14 protein-coding genes and 1 riboswitch are annotated in these 17,407 nt (G+C 54.1%); of the genes, 13 read left to right on the top strand and 1 reads right to left on the bottom strand.

Going from position 1 to position 17,407, the window contains the following annotated elements; translation table 11 throughout:
- Positions 1–3: 3 nt before the first annotated feature.
- From BEN74_RS10255 to lpxC, 4 genes are all read left to right on the top strand, one after another.
- On the top strand, positions 4–858 hold the full coding sequence (locus BEN74_RS10255; RefSeq protein WP_068910286.1) for a cell division protein FtsQ/DivIB: 855 nt from the start codon (positions 4–6) through the stop codon (positions 856–858).
- Between the two features lie 68 nt (positions 859–926).
- The gene (gene ftsA, locus BEN74_RS10250; protein WP_068910283.1) at positions 927–2,189 is read left to right on the top strand and encodes a cell division protein FtsA; all 1,263 of its coding nucleotides are present in this window, start codon (positions 927–929) and stop codon (positions 2,187–2,189) included.
- 160 nt (positions 2,190–2,349) lie between these two features.
- Complete coding sequence (gene ftsZ / locus BEN74_RS10245) at positions 2,350–3,537, top strand: cell division protein FtsZ (protein ID WP_068910281.1); 1,188 nt, start codon at positions 2,350–2,352, stop codon at positions 3,535–3,537.
- A 126-nt stretch (positions 3,538–3,663) separates the two neighbouring features.
- A complete protein-coding gene (lpxC, locus tag BEN74_RS10240) occupies positions 3,664–4,566 on the top strand; it encodes a UDP-3-O-acyl-N-acetylglucosamine deacetylase (RefSeq protein WP_068910279.1) in 903 nt (300 codons plus the stop codon).
- Between the two features lie 97 nt (positions 4,567–4,663).
- Here lpxC and BEN74_RS10235 read toward each other — a convergent pair whose 3' ends face one another.
- Positions 4,664–5,104, bottom strand: coding sequence for a DciA family protein (locus tag BEN74_RS10235; RefSeq protein ID WP_068910277.1), 441 nt, complete (start codon positions 5,102–5,104; stop codon positions 4,664–4,666).
- Positions 5,105–5,213: 109 nt separating this feature from the next.
- Between BEN74_RS10235 and BEN74_RS10230 the strand changes: the two genes are divergently transcribed.
- From BEN74_RS10230 to glmM, 9 genes are all read left to right on the top strand, one after another.
- On the top strand, positions 5,214–5,903 hold the full coding sequence (locus BEN74_RS10230) for a M23 family metallopeptidase (protein WP_068910275.1): 690 nt from the start codon (positions 5,214–5,216) through the stop codon (positions 5,901–5,903).
- Positions 5,904–6,219: 316 nt separating this feature from the next.
- Positions 6,220–8,922 (top strand): pyruvate dehydrogenase (acetyl-transferring), homodimeric type, encoded by a 2,703-nt coding sequence (aceE, locus tag BEN74_RS10225; protein ID WP_068910273.1) that lies wholly within the window; start codon positions 6,220–6,222, stop codon positions 8,920–8,922.
- Between the two features lie 2 nt (positions 8,923–8,924).
- On the top strand, positions 8,925–10,877 hold the full coding sequence (locus tag BEN74_RS10220; RefSeq protein WP_068910271.1) for a 2-oxo acid dehydrogenase subunit E2: 1,953 nt from the start codon (positions 8,925–8,927) through the stop codon (positions 10,875–10,877).
- A 139-nt stretch (positions 10,878–11,016) separates the two neighbouring features.
- A riboswitch (yybP-ykoY riboswitch) is annotated at positions 11,017–11,218 on the top strand.
- A 17-nt stretch (positions 11,219–11,235) separates the two neighbouring features.
- Complete coding sequence (locus BEN74_RS10215; RefSeq protein WP_068910269.1) at positions 11,236–11,811, top strand: TMEM165/GDT1 family protein; 576 nt, start codon at positions 11,236–11,238, stop codon at positions 11,809–11,811.
- Positions 11,812–11,995: 184 nt separating this feature from the next.
- Positions 11,996–12,793 (top strand): MBL fold metallo-hydrolase, encoded by a 798-nt coding sequence (locus BEN74_RS10210; protein ID WP_068910266.1) that lies wholly within the window; start codon positions 11,996–11,998, stop codon positions 12,791–12,793.
- 95 nt (positions 12,794–12,888) lie between these two features.
- Positions 12,889–13,254, top strand: a complete 366-nt coding sequence (locus BEN74_RS10205) for a YkgJ family cysteine cluster protein (protein WP_068910264.1) — start codon at positions 12,889–12,891, stop codon at positions 13,252–13,254.
- A gap of 275 nt (positions 13,255–13,529) precedes the next feature.
- Positions 13,530–14,342, top strand: coding sequence for an MBL fold metallo-hydrolase (locus BEN74_RS10200; RefSeq protein WP_068910261.1), 813 nt, complete (start codon positions 13,530–13,532; stop codon positions 14,340–14,342).
- A 136-nt stretch (positions 14,343–14,478) separates the two neighbouring features.
- On the top strand, positions 14,479–15,945 hold the full coding sequence (guaB, locus tag BEN74_RS10195; RefSeq protein WP_068910259.1) for an IMP dehydrogenase: 1,467 nt from the start codon (positions 14,479–14,481) through the stop codon (positions 15,943–15,945).
- A 128-nt stretch (positions 15,946–16,073) separates the two neighbouring features.
- Positions 16,074–17,405 (top strand): phosphoglucosamine mutase, encoded by a 1,332-nt coding sequence (glmM, locus tag BEN74_RS10190; protein ID WP_068910257.1) that lies wholly within the window; start codon positions 16,074–16,076, stop codon positions 17,403–17,405.
- The last annotated feature ends 2 nt before the right edge of the window (positions 17,406–17,407 follow it).

Below are 17,407 nucleotides of genomic sequence, written 5' to 3'. Positions count from 1 at the left end.
GCTATGGCTCAACTCCCTGCCTCCATGCGCCGCAAGCGGGCTGCAGTCACCTCAATCCATGACAGGCCTCCGACCCGCAAGGAGAAGCTTGCGGAAGCCGGCGGCTGGCTGCTGCTGGCGGTGGCGGCTCTGGTGCTGGCTGCGGGGGTGTTTGGCTTTTACCGGGTAATGACCGATGCGCAGACCGCTGCGCTGAATGTCGCCGGCGCCCGCTCAGATGCGGAGCGCAGCCAGGTGCTGGCGCATGTTGCGCCGGCGGTGACGGAAAATTACTTCACTTCGGACTTAAGGGCGATCCGCGACCGCGCCCTGGAGCTGTCCTGGGTGGACCGTGTGGTGGTATCGCGCGCCTGGCCAAACGCCATCCGCGTGCGGGTGATGCCGCGCAATGCCATTGCACGCTGGGGCACCGGGCGCCTGCTGAGCGACAGCGGCGAGGTGTTTACTGAAGTGACACCGCGCAATTATCAGAATCTGCCGCTGCTGCATGGGCCGGTCAGCCAATCCAAAATGATGATGCGGCGCTATAATGAGATTAACCAGCTGTTCCTTCCGGCCGGCATCCGATTAAAAGAATTATATTTAACGGAGCGCATGACCTGGTTCATGCAGTTTGATTCCGGCCTGCGCATTATTGTCGATCAGGATCAGACCATGAGCAAGCTTCAACGCTTGAGTCATCTGGCGCATAATGATTTAAAGCCGGTATGGCCTAATATTTCAGCCATTGACCTGCGCTACCGGAACGGGCTGGCGATTCAGTGGAAGAACGCCGCGCCGCCGAAAATAGCCAGCGGCCAATTTGTTGTAACGATTAATGACACAGGCATTGCGGATGGAACAGCCCTGAAGCCATAATGTTTGGCTTTATAAATAGAGGCTTCCAGCCATAAATTAAACGAAAATGTAAATGGTAGTAGTAAATAATGAATGAAGCTGTTCCCTCAGTTGTTGCGATTGACATTGGGACACATAAAGTTTCAGTTTTGATTGGCAAGGTCCATGCGCCAGACAATATCCAGGTGATAGGCATGGCCGCCGCTCGTAACCGAGGCATGAATAAAGGAAAAATCGTCAGTCTCGATAAGGTCATTACCGCAATTAAAAATGCAGTACAGGAAGCCGAAGACATGGCGGAGTGCCGCGTGCATTCCGCCTGGATTTCCATTCCTAGCGCTGAGTTGAAAAGTTTTTACGCTTCCGGGCGCACGCCGGTCGCAAACACCGACCAGACTATAACAACCAATGAAGTGGTGCGCGCATTAGAGCTGGCCAAAGCCAGCCACTTAACCTCGGACCACTATCTGGTGAGCGCCGTGCCGCTGGGCTTTGAGCTGGATGACGCGCCGGAATGGGTGCTGAACCCGATCCGGATGTCCGCGCAGAGCATGACCGGGCATTACCACCTGATGATGCTGCCGATCAGCACCATGCAGAACCTTGACCGCGCCTTGAAAGGCGCCAATATCGGGGTGGAGCGCATGGTGATTTCCAGCCTGGCGACGGCTGAAGCCAGCCTGCTGAAGGATGAGCGCGAGTACGGCGTCTGCCTGGTGGATATCGGTGCAGGCACCACCAATGTGGCGGTGTATCTGGATGGGCGCCTGGCCATGACGCATACGCTGCAGCGTGGCGGAGAGCATGTGACGCGCGATATCGCGGCGGTGCTGCAGACCACTACGGAAGAAGCGGAGCGCATTAAGCTGCTGTACGGCTGCGTTGACCTGAAAGTGGTGAAGCCGGATCATATGATCCAGTTTCAGGGCATTGACGGTCCGCAAACCATCAGCCGGATTGAGCTGACGGAAATCATTATTGCGCGCTATGAAGAAGTGCTGGGGCTGGTGCGGGAAGTGCTGGAGGGCAATGGCGCCATCCATGGCCTGTATCATGGCGTTGTGCTGACCGGTGATGCCAGCCAGATTGAAGGCATGGTCAGCTTTGCGCGCAAAACCTTAGGCGTTTCCGCGCATCTCGGCAATCCGCCGGTGCAGGTGCATGCGGAAGAGCAGAATCAGGCCGCGTTGCGCCGTTCGCAGTATGCGACTGCGGCGGGCCTGCTGATGTTCAGCCAAAGCGATGCGCAGGATACGATTGCAGAGCAGGAAGATCCGGAGCGGCTGTCGGTGATGCAGCGGGTTAAGCGCGCCTGGTCCGGCTTCAATGAAACGCTGAAGTCCATTTTTTAAGCGGAAGTTTTTGGGAATATTGTTGGGAAGTTGTACGGATCATGGCTTGAACTTGACAAGTCCGGGCTTGGACAGCATCCTGAAAAACAATTTTTATTAAGATTAAGGCAGTATACGGGCTGAAGTGGCTGCCGATTTAGGATTAGGAATTTTACAGGTCATGGCCTCATTTGAATTTTTAGAAGATGATCAAAACGACAGCAACGGCCAAGCCCGTTTCACTGTATTCGGGGTAGGCGGCGCCGGCGGCAATGCTGTGCAGCACATGCTGGAGTCAGATATTCAGGGCGTGAAGTTTGTCTGCGCAAATACCGACAAGCAGGCGCTGGACCGCATGAATGCGCAGTTCAAGATCCAGCTGGGCGAGCAGAGCACCCGCGGCCTGGGCGCCGGGGCAAACCCGCAGGTGGGCCAGACCGCAGCTGAAGAAAGCCGCGAGCTGATCCGCCAGCACCTTGAAGGCACGGACATGGTCTTTGTCACTGCCGGCATGGGCGGCGGCACAGGCACCGGCGCTGCGCCGGTGGTTGCTGAAATTGCCAAAGAAATGGGCATTTTGACCGTGGGCGTCGTCACTACGCCGTTCAACTTCGAAGGCAAGCGCCGCCAGCAGTCCGCTGAAAAAGGCATTGAAGCTCTGGAAGCGCATGTTGACTCGCTGATCATTATTCCAAACCAGCGCCTGCTGAAAGTGTTCCGCGACATTTCAATGAAGGATGCCTACAAAAAAGCCGATGACGTTTTGCTGAACGCGGTGCGCAGCATCTTTGACCTGGTGGTGCGCCCGGGCCACATCAACCTTGACTTTGCCGATTTGAAAACCGCAATGAGCACGCGCGGCTATGCAATGATGGGCGCAGGCAGCGGCCGCGGCGAAACCCGCGCGCGCCAGGCGGCCGAGCAGGCGATCCGCAGCCCATTGCTGGATAACGTGACCATCATGAACGCCAAAGGCATTCTGATTAACGTAACCGGCGGCGATGACGTGACTTTTGGTGAAATTGAAGAAATCACCGATGTGGTCAACCAGATTGTTGACCTGGATGAAGGCCAGGTCTTCTACGGCACGGTATTTGATCCGGATGCGCGCGATGAAATCAGCGTTACCGTGATTGCCACAGGCTTGACCCGCAATTCCGCCGATTCTGCGGAGCCGGTGAAGCGTTCCGGAGTGCAGGCCGTGCGCCAGCAGTCGGCAGCCCAAAGCGCGGCCGATGAAGACGATGTTCCGGCCATTCAGCGCCAGCAGGCTGACGGCGCAGCGGCCAGCGCCTCGCCGTCGGTTTCAAGCCCGCGCCCAACGCCAATGAGCATTCAGGATTATTTGAAAAACCAGCAGCGCAAGTAAGCGTAAATGCATTGATTTTCAATGAAAAAAACTGAAAAGGCAGCAGCAATGCTGCCTTTTTTGTTTTTTATCAATGGCTAAATATGCTAACGTATAGCGGTTTTATCTACTGATGAATGAAAGAGCATGTTGAAACAGCGTACCCTGCAGCGCGTCGTGAAAGCGAGTGGAATCGGCCTTCACAGTGGGCAAAAAGTCATGATCAACTTTGTGCCGCATCATGCAGACGGGGGAATTGTGTTTCGGCGCATCGATTTGGAGCCGCAGATTGACATTCCGGCGGATGCCATGCTGATTCAGGAAGCCTTCATGTGCTCCAATCTGGTGCAGGAAAATGCCAAAGTCGGCACCATTGAGCACATCATGAGCGCCATCGCCGGCTTGGGCATTGATAACCTGATTATCGAAGTGTCGGCATCAGAAGTGCCGATTATGGACGGCAGCGCCGGCCCGTTTATTTACCTGCTGATGCAGGGTGGCCTGGCGGAGCAGGATGCGCCGAAAAAATTCATCAAGATTCTCAAGCCGGTCGAAGCGCTGATTGATGACAAAAAAGCGGTATTCAGCCCGCATGAAGGCTTTCAGCTGAATTTCACCATCGATTTTGACCATCCGGCATTTAAAAAGGAAGACCAGTCCGCTTCCATCGACTTTTCAACCGAAACCTTTGTCTATGAAGTCAGCGAAGCCCGCACCTTCGGCTTTATGAAAGACCTGGATTACCTGAAGTCGAATAACCTGGCGCTGGGCGCCAGCCTGGACAACGCGGTGGGGTTGGATGATACCGGCGTGGTCAATGAGGAAGGGCTGCGCTTTGCCGATGAGTTCGTGCGCCATAAAATTTTAGATGCTGTCGGCGACCTGTACCTGCTGGGCCATCAGATTATCGCCAAATATGACGCCTACAAGTCCGGGCACGCTTTGAATAACCAGCTGCTGCGCAATGTTAAAAAAGATCCAAGCAGCTATGAAATTGTAACATTTGATGACATTGATTCATGCCCGATTTCCTATGTGAGCGTGACATAAGTCATTGTCTTTTAAATATTGCGTTATAATATAACAAAATAAACTGATAATCCGGTCACAGAAAAACCGGAGGAAGAAAGGCGGAATTGGCCGGCGGTTACTTTTTATTGCTTGCCAAACGCAGCATGGCTTGGCTAAGCTTAGGGTCGCTCACAAAGTCAGCAGCATTGCGCAGCAGATCCTGCGTTTCCGGACTGAGCGGTCTTGAAGTTTTTTCAAGGGGCAGCGGTGTTTGAGAAGGAACTCTTAAGCGCACTTGTATCTTGTTTAATTCTTTCAATTCATGTATTTGTGATAGCTGAGCAATATAGTGCTTTTGAAGATAAGCCAGCTGGCTGACCAGCGCTTGATTTTCTCCAGTCAGCATCAGCACGCCATTTTGATAACAAACAACTTGCCATTGCTCCGGCTGGGGCAATAAGGGTTGGACGAGTTTCGCAAGTTTCTGCCAGGCAGCGACTTGCGCAGAGAGAAACGAAAAGTTTCCTGTTTTTATGTGTTTTCTTGTTTGCTGAAAGACATTGACGGGTTCAGACATACATATTTCCTTCATGTTTATGTCTTAATCTTATGCGCTTCTTTCAGTGGATATCAAGGAAGAGATCACTCAAGGAACTCGATTAAGAACAGTTTTAGTGAGGTTTTTTATGCATTTGCGCCGTATTTTACTGGCATTTTCATTTTCCGCTTCTGCTGCGTCAGTTGCATTCGCGGACCTGGTCGAGCTGAATCAGGACGGTTCCAGCGACCGCATTGAACAGCTGACCCGCACTTTGGCGCAGGGCGCCTATTCCGAATCCGGCGATATGGACATTCCTGCCGAAACTAAGCTGAACGTGCAATTGCGTGAAAAGACCGTTGAACTGAACAACGCGTCCCTCGCTAAAAAATACGGTTCAAGCCGCTCAAAATCATATACCGCTTCTTCAGGCAATCCGTATTCCTGGCTGGTGGCGCATCCGCTTCCGGATTTGAAGCGCATCAGCTCCAATTACGGCGGCCGCGTCATGGGCGGCCGCGCTGAAAACCACTCCGGCCTAGATATGTCCGCGCCAAGCGGCACGCCGATTTATGCAACCGGCCCAGGCATTGTGACCAAATCGGGCTGGGGCACCGGCTATGGCCAATATGTTGAAATCAACCACGGCAACGGCTATTTAACCCGCTATGCGCATGCTTCGCGCCTGATTGCGCGTGTCGGCGACCGTGTGGAAGCCGGTGAGCAGATTGCCAATGTCGGCTGCACCGGCCGCTGCACCGGCCCGCATTTGCACTATGAAGTAGTCAAAGACGGCCAGCGCAAGAATCCGTCGCCTTATCTGGCGATGCTGCCTTAAGCTGCCGGCTGCGCCGCAGCCATGCTGAAAGCGCCATAAAGCCGCTTTGCCGAAACGCCGCTGCCTGAGCTGGACTCCTGCAGCGGCGTTCCGCATTTCAGCGCTTCATTTTTCACATTATCACTTTAGCGCATAATTTTTGATGCAGATTTGCCCTGTATTGGCTTTGTTTTGCAGCTTTGTGTAATAAAAAGTCAATAAGTATTTATTTACTAAATATTAGTCCATTGTCGTATTCATCTGTAGCCATAACTGGGCTATATGAAAATATGGTACATATAGGGGTATAAAATTAGGCACACAGGATAGGTGAAATATGGCGTTCTATGGCGATACAGATGCGCAGGAAACCCAAGAATGGCAAGAAGCATTTGATTCAGTCTTACAGCATATGGGAACGGAGCGGGCAGCCTTCCTTCTTGAAAAGCTGTATCAGCGCGCAATTGCTAAGCATGTTCCTATTCAGCGTCTAAATACTCCTTACCTCAATACAATTTCCGTTGAAGAAACTCCGGCTATGCCCGGCGATCAGGATATGGAGCGCCGCATCCGCGCTTTAATCCGCTGGAATGCGCTGGCGATGGTGCTGCGCGCGAACAAAACCGGCGATGACTTAGGCGGCCACTTGGCCAGCTTCGCGTCTTCCGCAACATTATATGATGTTGGCTTCAACCACTTCTTCCGCGCCAACAGCGACAGCTTCGGCGGCGACATGATTTATTACCAGGGCCACTGCGCGCCGGGCATTTACGCGCGCTCATTCCTGGAAGGCCGCCTGACGGAAGACCACCTCAACAACTTCCGCCGCGAAGTCGGCGGCAAAGGCCTGCCGAGCTACCCGCATCCGTATTTGATGCCGGACTACTGGCAGTTCCCGACGGTATCGATGGGCTTAGGGCCAATCATGTCGATTTACCAGGCGCACATTCAGAAGTACCTGATGAACCGCGGCTTGATTAAAGAAGAAGACCGCAAAGTCTGGGCTTATCTGGGCGATGGCGAAATGGATGAGCCGGAAAGCACCGGCGCAATCTCGCTGGCGGGCCGTGAAAAGCTCGACAACCTGATCTGGGTGGTGAACTGCAACCTGCAGCGCCTGGATGGTCCGGTGCGCGGCAACGGCAAGATTATTCAGGAACTTGAATCCTTATTCCGCGGCGCAGGCTGGCGCGTGATTAAAGTGGTCTGGGGCCGCCACTGGGATCCATTATTGGCCAAAGACAGCACCGGCGCTTTGAAAGCGGTGATGGAAGAAGCGGTAGACGGTGATTACCAGCGCTACCAGGTTAAAGGCGGCGCATACACGCGCGAGAAATTCTTCGGCAAGTATCCGGAAGCTGCGGAACTTGTGAAAGATTTAAGCGATGAAGACATCGACAACCTTAACCGTGGCGGCCACGACCCGTACAAAGTCTTTGCTGCCTATGCGGAAGCGATGAAGGCCAAAGGCCAGCCGACGGTGATCCTGGCGAAAACGGTGAAAGGCTACGGCCTGTCTGAAGAAATTGAAGCAGTCAACAAAACGCACCAAATCAAAAAGATGCATATTGATTCTTTAAAATATGTGCGTGACCGCTTCAATCTGCCATTTACCAATGACCAGCTGGAAGAAGTTCCATTCTACCGTCCAAGCGAAAACTCGCCTGAACTGAAGTATATGAAAGCGCGCCGTGAAGCGCTGGGCGGCTACCTGCCTGCGCGCCGCAAGGAAAGCGAAATTCTGGCGATTCCTGAATTGTCTGTATTTGACGCCGTGCTGAAAGGTTCGGGCGGCAAAGAGCAGTCCACCACCATGGTGATGGTGCGCTTAATCTCAGCATTGCTGAAAGAAAAAGCCATTAAAGACCGCGTGGTGCCGATTGTGCCGGATGAAGCGCGCACTTTCGGCCTGGAAGGGATGTTCCGCCAGCTGGGCATTTATGCTGCTCACGGCCAGAAATATACCCCTGAAGACCAGGAACAGCTGATGCATTACCGTGAAGCCAAAGACGGCCACATGCTTCAGGAAGGCATCAACGAAGCCGGCGCAATGAGCGCATGGGCTGCCTTGGCCACCAGCTATTCAACCAATAACCTGCCGATGATTCCGATGTACATGTACTACTCCATGTTCGGTTTCCAGCGCATTGGCGATATTGCATGGGCTGCCGGCGATGCGCAGGCGCAGGGCTTCCTGCTGGGCGCGACCGCAGGCCGCACCACGCTGAATGGCGAAGGCCTGCAGCATCAGGACGGCCACTCGCACATTTTAGCCAACACCATTCCAAACTGCGTGTCCTATGATCCGTGTTTCGGCTATGAGCTGGCGGTGATTGTGCATGATGGCCTGCAGCGCATGTATGTCAATCAGGAGCGCGTGTTCTATTACTTAACCGTAATGAACGAAAACTATGAGCATCCTGAAATGCCGCAGGGCGCGGAAGAAGGCATCAAGCGCGGCATGTACCTGCTTCAGCAGGACGAAAAAGCCACTGTGCAGCTGCTGGGTTCAGGCGTGATTCTGCGCGAAGTGATCAAAGCTGCGAAAATCCTGCGCGATGAATACCAGATCCATTCCAATGTCTACAGCGTGACCAGCTTCAATGAACTGGCGCGTGACGGCATGGCTTGCGAAGAATACAACCGCCTGCATCCAATGGGTGAGGCTGCCAAAGAATCATGGGTATCGCAGCAGCTCCGCGGCACCGACGGCATTGTGGTTTCGGCAACCGACCATATGCGCGCTTACAGCGAGCAGATCCGCGCTTACCTGCCGGACAGCCGCCCGTTTGTGGCATTAGGCACCGACGGCTATGGCCGTTCAGACACGCGCGCCAACCTGCGCAGCTACTTTGGCGTAGACGCTGCCCACATTGTGGTTGCGACGCTGAAAAAGCTGGCGGATGAAGGCGAAGTGGATGCGCGCCTGGTGAAAGACGCGATTTCAAGCTTTGAGCTGGATACAGACCGTCCAGTGGCCTGGGCGCCGCAGGCGACGCCTGAACTGCACCCAGTTGCTGACTACAAAGAGGAGAACTAATCATGCAAATTACGACTCCTGATATTGGCGTAGACAAGGCGACAGTTGCGGAAATTCTGGTGAAAGTCGGCGACAGCATTGCGGTGGATGACAGCATTGTGCTGCTCGAATCCGACAAAGCTTCGGTTGAAGTGCCGAGCACGGCAGCCGGCGTGGTCAAAAGCATTCTGGTCAGCCTGGGCGACAGCGTTGCTGAAGGCGCAGTGCTGATTGAGCTGGAAGCTGCAGGCCAGGCTGAGCCTGCGCCGGCCCCAGCCGCTGCGGCGCAGCCGGCAGCGGTTCCTGCTGCTGCAGCCAAAGCAGAAGCTCCGCAGGCAGCGCCTGCCGCAGCTTCAGCGGTAGTTGAAGTGCAGGTGCCTGACATTGGCGTGGAAAAAGCCACCGTGGGCGAAATTCTGGTTCAGGTGGGCGATGAAATTGACGTTGATCAAAGCATCGTGGTGGTTGAATCAGACAAAGCGACGGTAGAAGTGCCAAGCACGATTTCAGGCACAGTTGAAGCCATCGAAATTAAAGCAGGCGACACCGTGAAGGAAGGCGTGGTGATCCTGAAGGTGAAAACTGCCGGATCAGCAGCTGCGCCAAAAGCTGAAGCGGCCGCGGCGCCGGCAGCTCCGGCAGCGGAAAAACCTGCAGCCGCCGCGCAGGCAGCTGCTCCTGTGCAGGCCGGCGCAATTGAAATTGCCGTGCCTGACTTGGGCGTAGACAAGGCTGCCGTGGCTGAAATTCTGGTGCAAGTGGGCGACAAGGTTGAAAAAGACCAGAGCATCATTGTAGTTGAATCAGACAAGGCGACGGTTGAAGTGCCAAGTTCAGCAGCCGGGGTGATTAAAGCCATTCATGTTGCATTGGGACAAAATGTATCCGAAGGTGTGGCTTTAGTGACCATTGAAGCCGAAGGCCAGGCCGCACCAGCGCCTGCAGCGGCGAAAGCGGATGCGGCTCCTGCTGCTAAAGCTGCGCCGGCTCAAGCAGCATCTGCTGTGCAGGCGGCGCCGGCAGTTCAAGGCGCAGACAAGCTGAGCAAAGCGCAGAATGAAGCCAATGCCAAAGTCTATGCCGGCCCTGCAGTGCGCAAGCTGGCGCGTGAATTAGGCGTGGTCCTGGCTGAAGTCAAAGCTTCAGGCCCGCATGCGCGCTTAATGAAAGAAGACATCTTTGCCTATGTGAAAACGCGCTTGACTGCGCCACAGGCCGCGCCTGCAGCTCAGGCGGCTGCGCAGGCTTCAGGCTTGCCGAAGCTTCCGGACTTCACTGCATTCGGCGGTGTGGAAGAGAAGGTTCTCACGCGCCTGCAGCAGGTGTCCATTCCGCAGCTGTCGCTCAACAACTTCATTCCGCAGGTTACCCAGTTTGATTTGGCGGACATCACTGAGCTTGAAGCATGGCGCAATGACCTGAAGGGCGGCTTTAAGAAGGACGGCGTCAGCCTGACCATTATGGCGTTCATCATCAAAGCCGTTGCGCACTTGCTGAAAGAAGAGCGCGAGTTTGCCGGCCACTTGGCTGATGACGGCAAGTCGGTGCTGCTGCGCAATGAAATCCATATGGGCATTGCGGTGGCGACGCCGGATGGCCTGACGGTTCCGGTGCTGCGCAACCCTGACCAGAAAACCATTAAGCAGATTGCGGTGGAGCTGGGCGTGCTGGGTCAAAAAGCGCGCGACAAGAAGCTTTCGCCGAAAGACCTGCAGGGCGCGAATTTCACTATTTCCAGCCTGGGCGCAATTGGCGGCACAGCGTTTACGCCGCTGGTCAACTGGCCGCAAGTCGCAATTCTGGGCATTTCTCCGGCAGCGATGCAGCCGGTGTGGAATGGCCAGGGCTTTGATCCGAAGCTGATGCTTCCGCTGTCCCTGTCATACGACCACCGGGTGATTAACGGTGCGGATGCTGCGCGTTTTACCAATAAGCTGACCAAGCTGCTGCAGGATATCCGTTCGCTGCTGCTCTAATGGCTGCCTGAATCTTGCAATGCAATCAACCCTGCTCCGGCAGGGTTTTTTTTATTGGTGCAGGGCTTATGCATTGCCGGAGGAGGCTGCCAGCGCGCTGAATTCTGTTTGCTTTCTTGAAGCCGCGGCTTTAAAATATCCGGACTTCATTGGGGAGTAGCCGCTTTTTACGCTGCGTAAAAAGGTGATGGTCAACATATTTGCCCTAAAACGGGCATGGCCATCATAGCAAAGAACCAAATGAGCTTTTCTGAAGCTTTCTTTTGTTGGCAAGACCTTTGATTTACCGCTCTGCAGATTTGGCTGGCAGGAGGGGTGAGTCATTGGTATTTGTAATTGCTGGCCAGAGAAAGACATCATGTATGAATTCCTGCTCTCTACTGGAATTGTAGCTCTAGCCGAAATGGGCGATAAAACCCAGCTTCTTGCCCTGCTGCTGGCTGCGCGCTTCCGCAAGCCTGTTCCGATCCTCATCGCCATTCTGCTTGCCACCATCATCAATCACGGCGTTTCCGCCGCGCTGGGCCAATGGGTTACAACCGTTGTGCCTGAAATAGTGCTGCTTTGGGTTTTGGCGCTGGGCTTTATCGCGATGGCGGCCTGGATGCTGATTCCGGATGAGCTGGGCGATGAAACAGACAGCATCAATAAATGGCAGAAATACGGGGTATTCGGCGCCACTTTCGTTTTATTCTTTTTGGCTGAAATCGGCGATAAAACCCAGATTGCCACCGTTGCGCTGGCCGCCCGCTTTGACAGCCTATTCTGGGTCATGGCGGGAACGACGCTGGGCATGATGATCGCCAATGCGCCGGCGGTTTTTGCCGGCAATAAGCTGGCGCACAAGCTGCCGATTGCCCTGATTCATAAAATTGGCGCGGCGGTGTTTCTGCTGATCGGCGTGAGCGCCCTGGCGCAGCATTACCTGTTTTAAAAATTAAGCTTCAGCTTCCGGCCCAGTTTCAGCACTGGGCTTTTTAACGGGCGCCTGCTGCCGGCTGAAACTGCAAAATACTTCATCTGATTCATGTATCTTTATTGTAACTTTTCCTATTTCCATTTATGTTATAGGGAATTAGAAGTCTAATCTTTAAAATAGCATTTATTGGGGAATTGGTATGGCGTTCGAGCGTACTACATCGCAGGTCTTATTTGATAATGGCATACATAAATGCATCAGCTTCACCAGCCTGGTCAAGGGTGAAGGGGTCCAAGCCAACCAATTCTTGATTATCGATAATAACCGCGCAGCGGTTTTAGATCCGGGCGGCGACTTGACTTATGTGCCGCTGACCATGGAATTGAATAAATATACCCGGCTGACCAATCTGGACTATGTGATGGCCTCGCATCAGGACCCGGACATCATCACCTCCATGCCGCGCTGGCTGGTCTATACCGAAGCCAAAGTGGTGGCTTCTAAGCTCTGGGCGCGCTTCCTGCCGCATTTGAACTCGGCGTTTATGAGCGACCGCATGAAAGGCAACTGGCTGGACCGCCTGGTGGAGCTGCCGGATCACGGCCAGGTGATTCATCTGGGCGAAAGCAAGATCATTGCGGTGCCTGCGCATTTCCTGCATTCGGTCGGCAACTTCCAGTTTTATGACCCGATTGCCAAAATCCTGTTTTCCGGTGACATGGGCGCTTCAATGGTGGATGACGCTTCCAGGCCGCTGGAAAATTTCGCTGCCCATATTCCCAAGATGAAAGGCTTCCATCAGCGCTATATGTGCAACAATAAAATCATCCGCTTATGGGTGAATATGGTGCGCAGCATGGACGTGGAAATGATTGTGCCGCAGCACGGCACGCCGTTTATCGGCAAAGAGCAGATCAATCAGTTTCTGGACTGGATTGAGACGCTGCAGTGCGGCACAGACCTGATGGATGAGTCGGTATTTACCTTCCCGGAATAAACGCCGGAATCGATCAAAAAATCTTGAGCATCGGCGCGGCATTTTTTAAAATCAGCCTTCAAAAAACCACTTTTTGATGACGAGAATTTATAAGAATGCTGTCTCAATTGCCGACACTGGATGCGTGTTTAAGCTGCGGCGCCTGCTGCGCTTTTTTCAGGGTTTCATTTTACTGGGCGGAAGGGCTGCATATGCCCGAGCATTATACCGAGCCTGTGACTGCGGTTTATTCATGCATGGCGGGTACCAATAATCCGCAGCCGCGCTGCGTTGCGCTGCAGGGCGAGATTGGCCGGCAGGTCAGCTGCGGCATGTATCAGGCCCGCAGCGCGTCCTGCAGGGAAGTGCAGATTGCCGATGCGCAGTGCAATAAGGCGCGGGCAGCCCACGGCCTGATTGCTTTAATTCCGCTTGATGCGCCGCCTCCGGTCAATGATGACGGCTTTGATCAGGTCAGTTAAAGCATGCTGAAGCAGCAAAAGCAGGGCCTTGGCCCTGCTTTTTTGCATTCTGCGGCGCATAAGGCCGCCAGATTCCGCAAAATTTGAGCGCGCGTTCAGCGCAAAGCGCGGCGCGGATGGCCTGAAATCGGCTTTTTTTATATAAATAATGCTTATTTAATAATTATTTAATCATAAAGGCATATTTTTATTATGGGATTAATGGCTATAATGTGACCGCACCTAGAAAAACCGGAAGCTAAAGCCATAATTTTAATAAAAGGAATGCAGGCATCATGTCAAAAACAACATCTTATACATTATTCGACAACGGCGCGCATAAATGCGTTGTTTTCACCAGCCTGGTGAAGGGCGAGGGGATTCAGGCCAATCAGTTCCTGATAATCAACGGGCAGGAAGGTGGCATTATTGACCCGGGCGGCGACCTGACCTATTCGCCGCTGACCTTTGAATTGCTGAAATATCTGCCTTTAAATAAAATCAAATATGTATTCGGCTCGCATCAGGACCCGGACATCATCACCTCCATGCCGCGCTGGCTGATGCATACCCAGGCGAAAATTGTGGCCTCCAAGCTTTGGGCGCGCTTTCTGCCGCATCTCAATTCGGCATATACCTCGGAAAAAATGGACGGCGAATGGCTGGAGCGCCTGATTGAGCTGCCGGACGAAGGCTTAAGCGTGCCGATTGGAAATTCTGAGCTGCATTGCATTCCCGCGCATTTCCTGCATTCCGTCGGCAATTTCCAGTTCTATGATCCGATTTCAAAAGTGCTGTTTTCCGGCGACCTCGGCGCTTCCACCATCGGCGATCCGCAAACTCCGGTGACGGATATGCAGGCGCATATCCGGCATATGCGGGGCTTTCATCAGCGCTATATGTGCTCCAATAAAATTTTGCGCTACTGGGTGGACATGGTGAAGGACATGGATATTGAGATGATTGTGCCGCAGCATGGCGCGCCTTTTGCCGGCCGCGACAGCATTGAGCAGTTTCTGGACTGGCTTTGGGAGCTGCCGTGCGGAATTGATGTGATGGAGAAGCAGACTTTCCGCGCGCCCTTCAGGGAAAAAAGCGGAATTGAATGAAGCCTTTCATTTTCAATGAGAATTTCAGCAAACGCGCTGCCGTGCGGATGAATTTTTGCATTGCAGCCAGAATAAGCATGAATTTAGCCTGATTTTTTGTTTATAATGGCGCACGGAAATTACCAGTGAGACTGCTATGCTGACCATCGTTCAAGACGCGCTAACCTTCGATGATGTCCTATTACTCCCTGCCTACTCAACTGTCCTCCCAAAAGATGTCTCCCTAAAGACACGCCTGACCCGCGGCATTAACCTGAATATCCCTTTAGTGTCCGCAGCCATGGATACGGTGACTGAGTCACGCATGGCGATCGCTATGGCGCAAAACGGCGGCATCGGCATTCTGCACAAAAACATGGACATTGCAGCCCAGGCCGCTGAAGTGCGCCGTGTGAAAAAATTTGAAGCCGGCATGGTGAAAGACCCGATCACCGTGACCCCGGAAACCACCGTCCGCGAACTGATCGCAATCACTCAAGCCAACAACATCAGCGGCGTGCCTGTGGTTAAAGACGGCAAAGTGGTTGGCATTGTGACCGGGCGCGATACGCGCTTTGAAACCAATTTAGAGCAGCCGGTGAGCAATATCATGACTGGCCAGGACCGTCTAGTGACTGTCCGCGAACACGAATCAAAAGAAAATATTCAGGCGCTGCTGCAGAAAAACCGCATTGAGAAAGTCATTGTGGTCGGCGCCAATAACGAGCTGAAAGGCTTGATTACGGTAACTGACTTCCGCAAGGCTGAGCTTTATCCAAACAGCTGCAAAGACGACTTAGGACGCCTGCGCGTTGGCGCTGCTGTCGGCACCGGCGCAGAAACGCCAAGCCGCGTAGAAGCGCTGGTTGAAGCCGGCGTAGACGCGATTGTGGTGGATACCGCGCATGGCCATTCTGCCGGCGTGATTGAGCGCGTGCGCTGGGTGAAAGCCAACTATCCGCAAGTGCAGGTGATCGGCGGCAACATCGCTACCGGCGATGCGGCGCTGGCGCTGCTGGATGCAGGCGCGGATGCGGTGAAAGTCGGCATTGGCCCGGGCTCAATCTGCACCACGCGCATTGTTGCCGGCATCGGCATGCCGCAAATCTCCGCGATTGACAGCGTTGCCAATGCATTGAAAGAGCAGATTCCATTGATTGCTGACGGCGGCATCCGCTTCTCCGGCGATATGGCGAAAGCGATCGGCGCCGGCGCCAGCACCATCATGGTCGGCTCATTGATGGCTGGCACTGAAGAAGCGCCGGGCGAAGTTGAATTCTTCCAGGGCCGCTACTACAAAGCTTACCGCGGCATGGGCTCTTTGGGCGCAATGGCGGGCGCAACCGGTTCCGCTGACCGCTACTTCCAGGACTCGAAAGCGGGCCAGGAAAAGCTGGTGCCGGAAGGCATTGAAGGCCGCGTGCCGTACAAAGGCCCGATGGGCAATATCGTGCATCAGATGATGGGCGGCCTGCGCTCTTCCATGGGCTACACCGGTTCCGCAACGGTTGAAGACCTGCGCCAGAATGCGAAATTTGTAAAAATTACCGCAGCCGGCATGTCTGAGTCGCATGTGCATGATGTGACCATCACCAAGGAAGCGCCGAACTACCGCGTTGGCTGATTTTTGGCAACCGCTGCACTGAAAAAGCCGTCATTTATCTGACGGCTTTTTTGTTTTTGGTGTAAAGTAAATCCAGTTTGAACCGGATGATGAATATCACCGCACGTTAATAAGAAAGTGAGCAGAAGATGAGTTATTTTGGTACGGATGGCATTCGCGGAAAGTTTGGGGAACTTCCGATTACACCTGAGTTTGCGCTGAAGCTGGGCTTCGCTGCCGGCAAGGTTTTAAAGCGCACCAGCAAAAAAAGCAAGCCGATTGTCGTGCTGGGCAAAGATACCCGCCTTTCCGGCTATATTCTGGAAGCCGCGCTGCAGGCCGGCCTGAACGCTGCCGGCGTGTATGTGCACCTGCTGGGGCCGCTGCCGACGCCGGCCATCGCGCATTTAACCCGCGCGCTGCATGCCAGCCTGGGCATTGTGATTTCAGCATCGCATAACCCGTATTTTGACAACGGGATTAAATTCTTTTCCGGCGAAGGCAAAAAGCTGCCGGATGAACTGCAGGATGCGATCAATCAGGAACTGGAACAGGAGATGCTGATTGAAGATACGGCCAATCTGGGCAAAAGCCTGCGGGTGAAGGACGCCAATGGCCGCTATATTGAGTTCTGCAAATCGACCTTCCCTTACCATCTGGACCTTTCGCATCTGAAAATTGTGGTGGACTGCGCCAACGGCGCAGCCTACAGCGTGGGGCCGTCGGTCTACCGCGAGCTGGGCGCCAAAGTCATTGCGCTATATAACGATCCGGACGGCCTGAACATCAATAAGGACTGCGGTTCAACGCATCCGGAAAATCTGCAGAAAGCGGTCCTTAAGCATCATGCCGATTTGGGCATTGCCTTTGACGGCGATGCTGACCGGGTGATTATGGTGGACAAAAACGGCGAGCAGGTGACCGGCGACCATATCCTGTATATTCTGGCGACTCAGGCCAGCCAGAAGCCGGCAGGCATTGTCGGCACGGTGATGAGCAACATGGCGCTGGAAATTGCGCTGGACAAGGCGCAGGTGCCTTTTGTGCGCGCGAGCGTCGGCGACCGCTATGTGCTGCAGGCGCTGGACGACAAGGGCTGGAGCATCGGCGGCGAGCCTTCAGGCCATATTCTGACGCTGGACAAGAGCACCACGGGCGATGCAATCATCGCCTCGCTGCAGGTTTTAACCGTAATGGTGGCGCAGCAGAAAGCGCTGCATGAACTGACCGCAGGCTTCAATCTGCTGCCGAACGTGCTGGTCAATGTGCGCCTGAGCCAGATGTTTGACCCCTACGCCGTGCCGGCTTTAGCCGCGGAATTTGACAAAGCGGAACAGCAGCTGAAAGGGCGCGGGCGCATCTTAATCCGCAAATCCGGCACAGAGCCGGTTATCCGGGTGATGGTGGAAGGCGAAGAGCTGGAAGAAGTGACGGCCTTGGCGAATCATTTGGCCGATGCCGTGCGCGCGAACGCAGCTTAAGG

The organism is Acinetobacter sp. WCHAc010034 (assembly GCF_001696615.3).
Classification (GTDB): domain Bacteria; phylum Pseudomonadota; class Gammaproteobacteria; order Pseudomonadales; family Moraxellaceae; genus Acinetobacter.
This window is presented reverse-complemented; position numbering and strand designations above follow the sequence as displayed.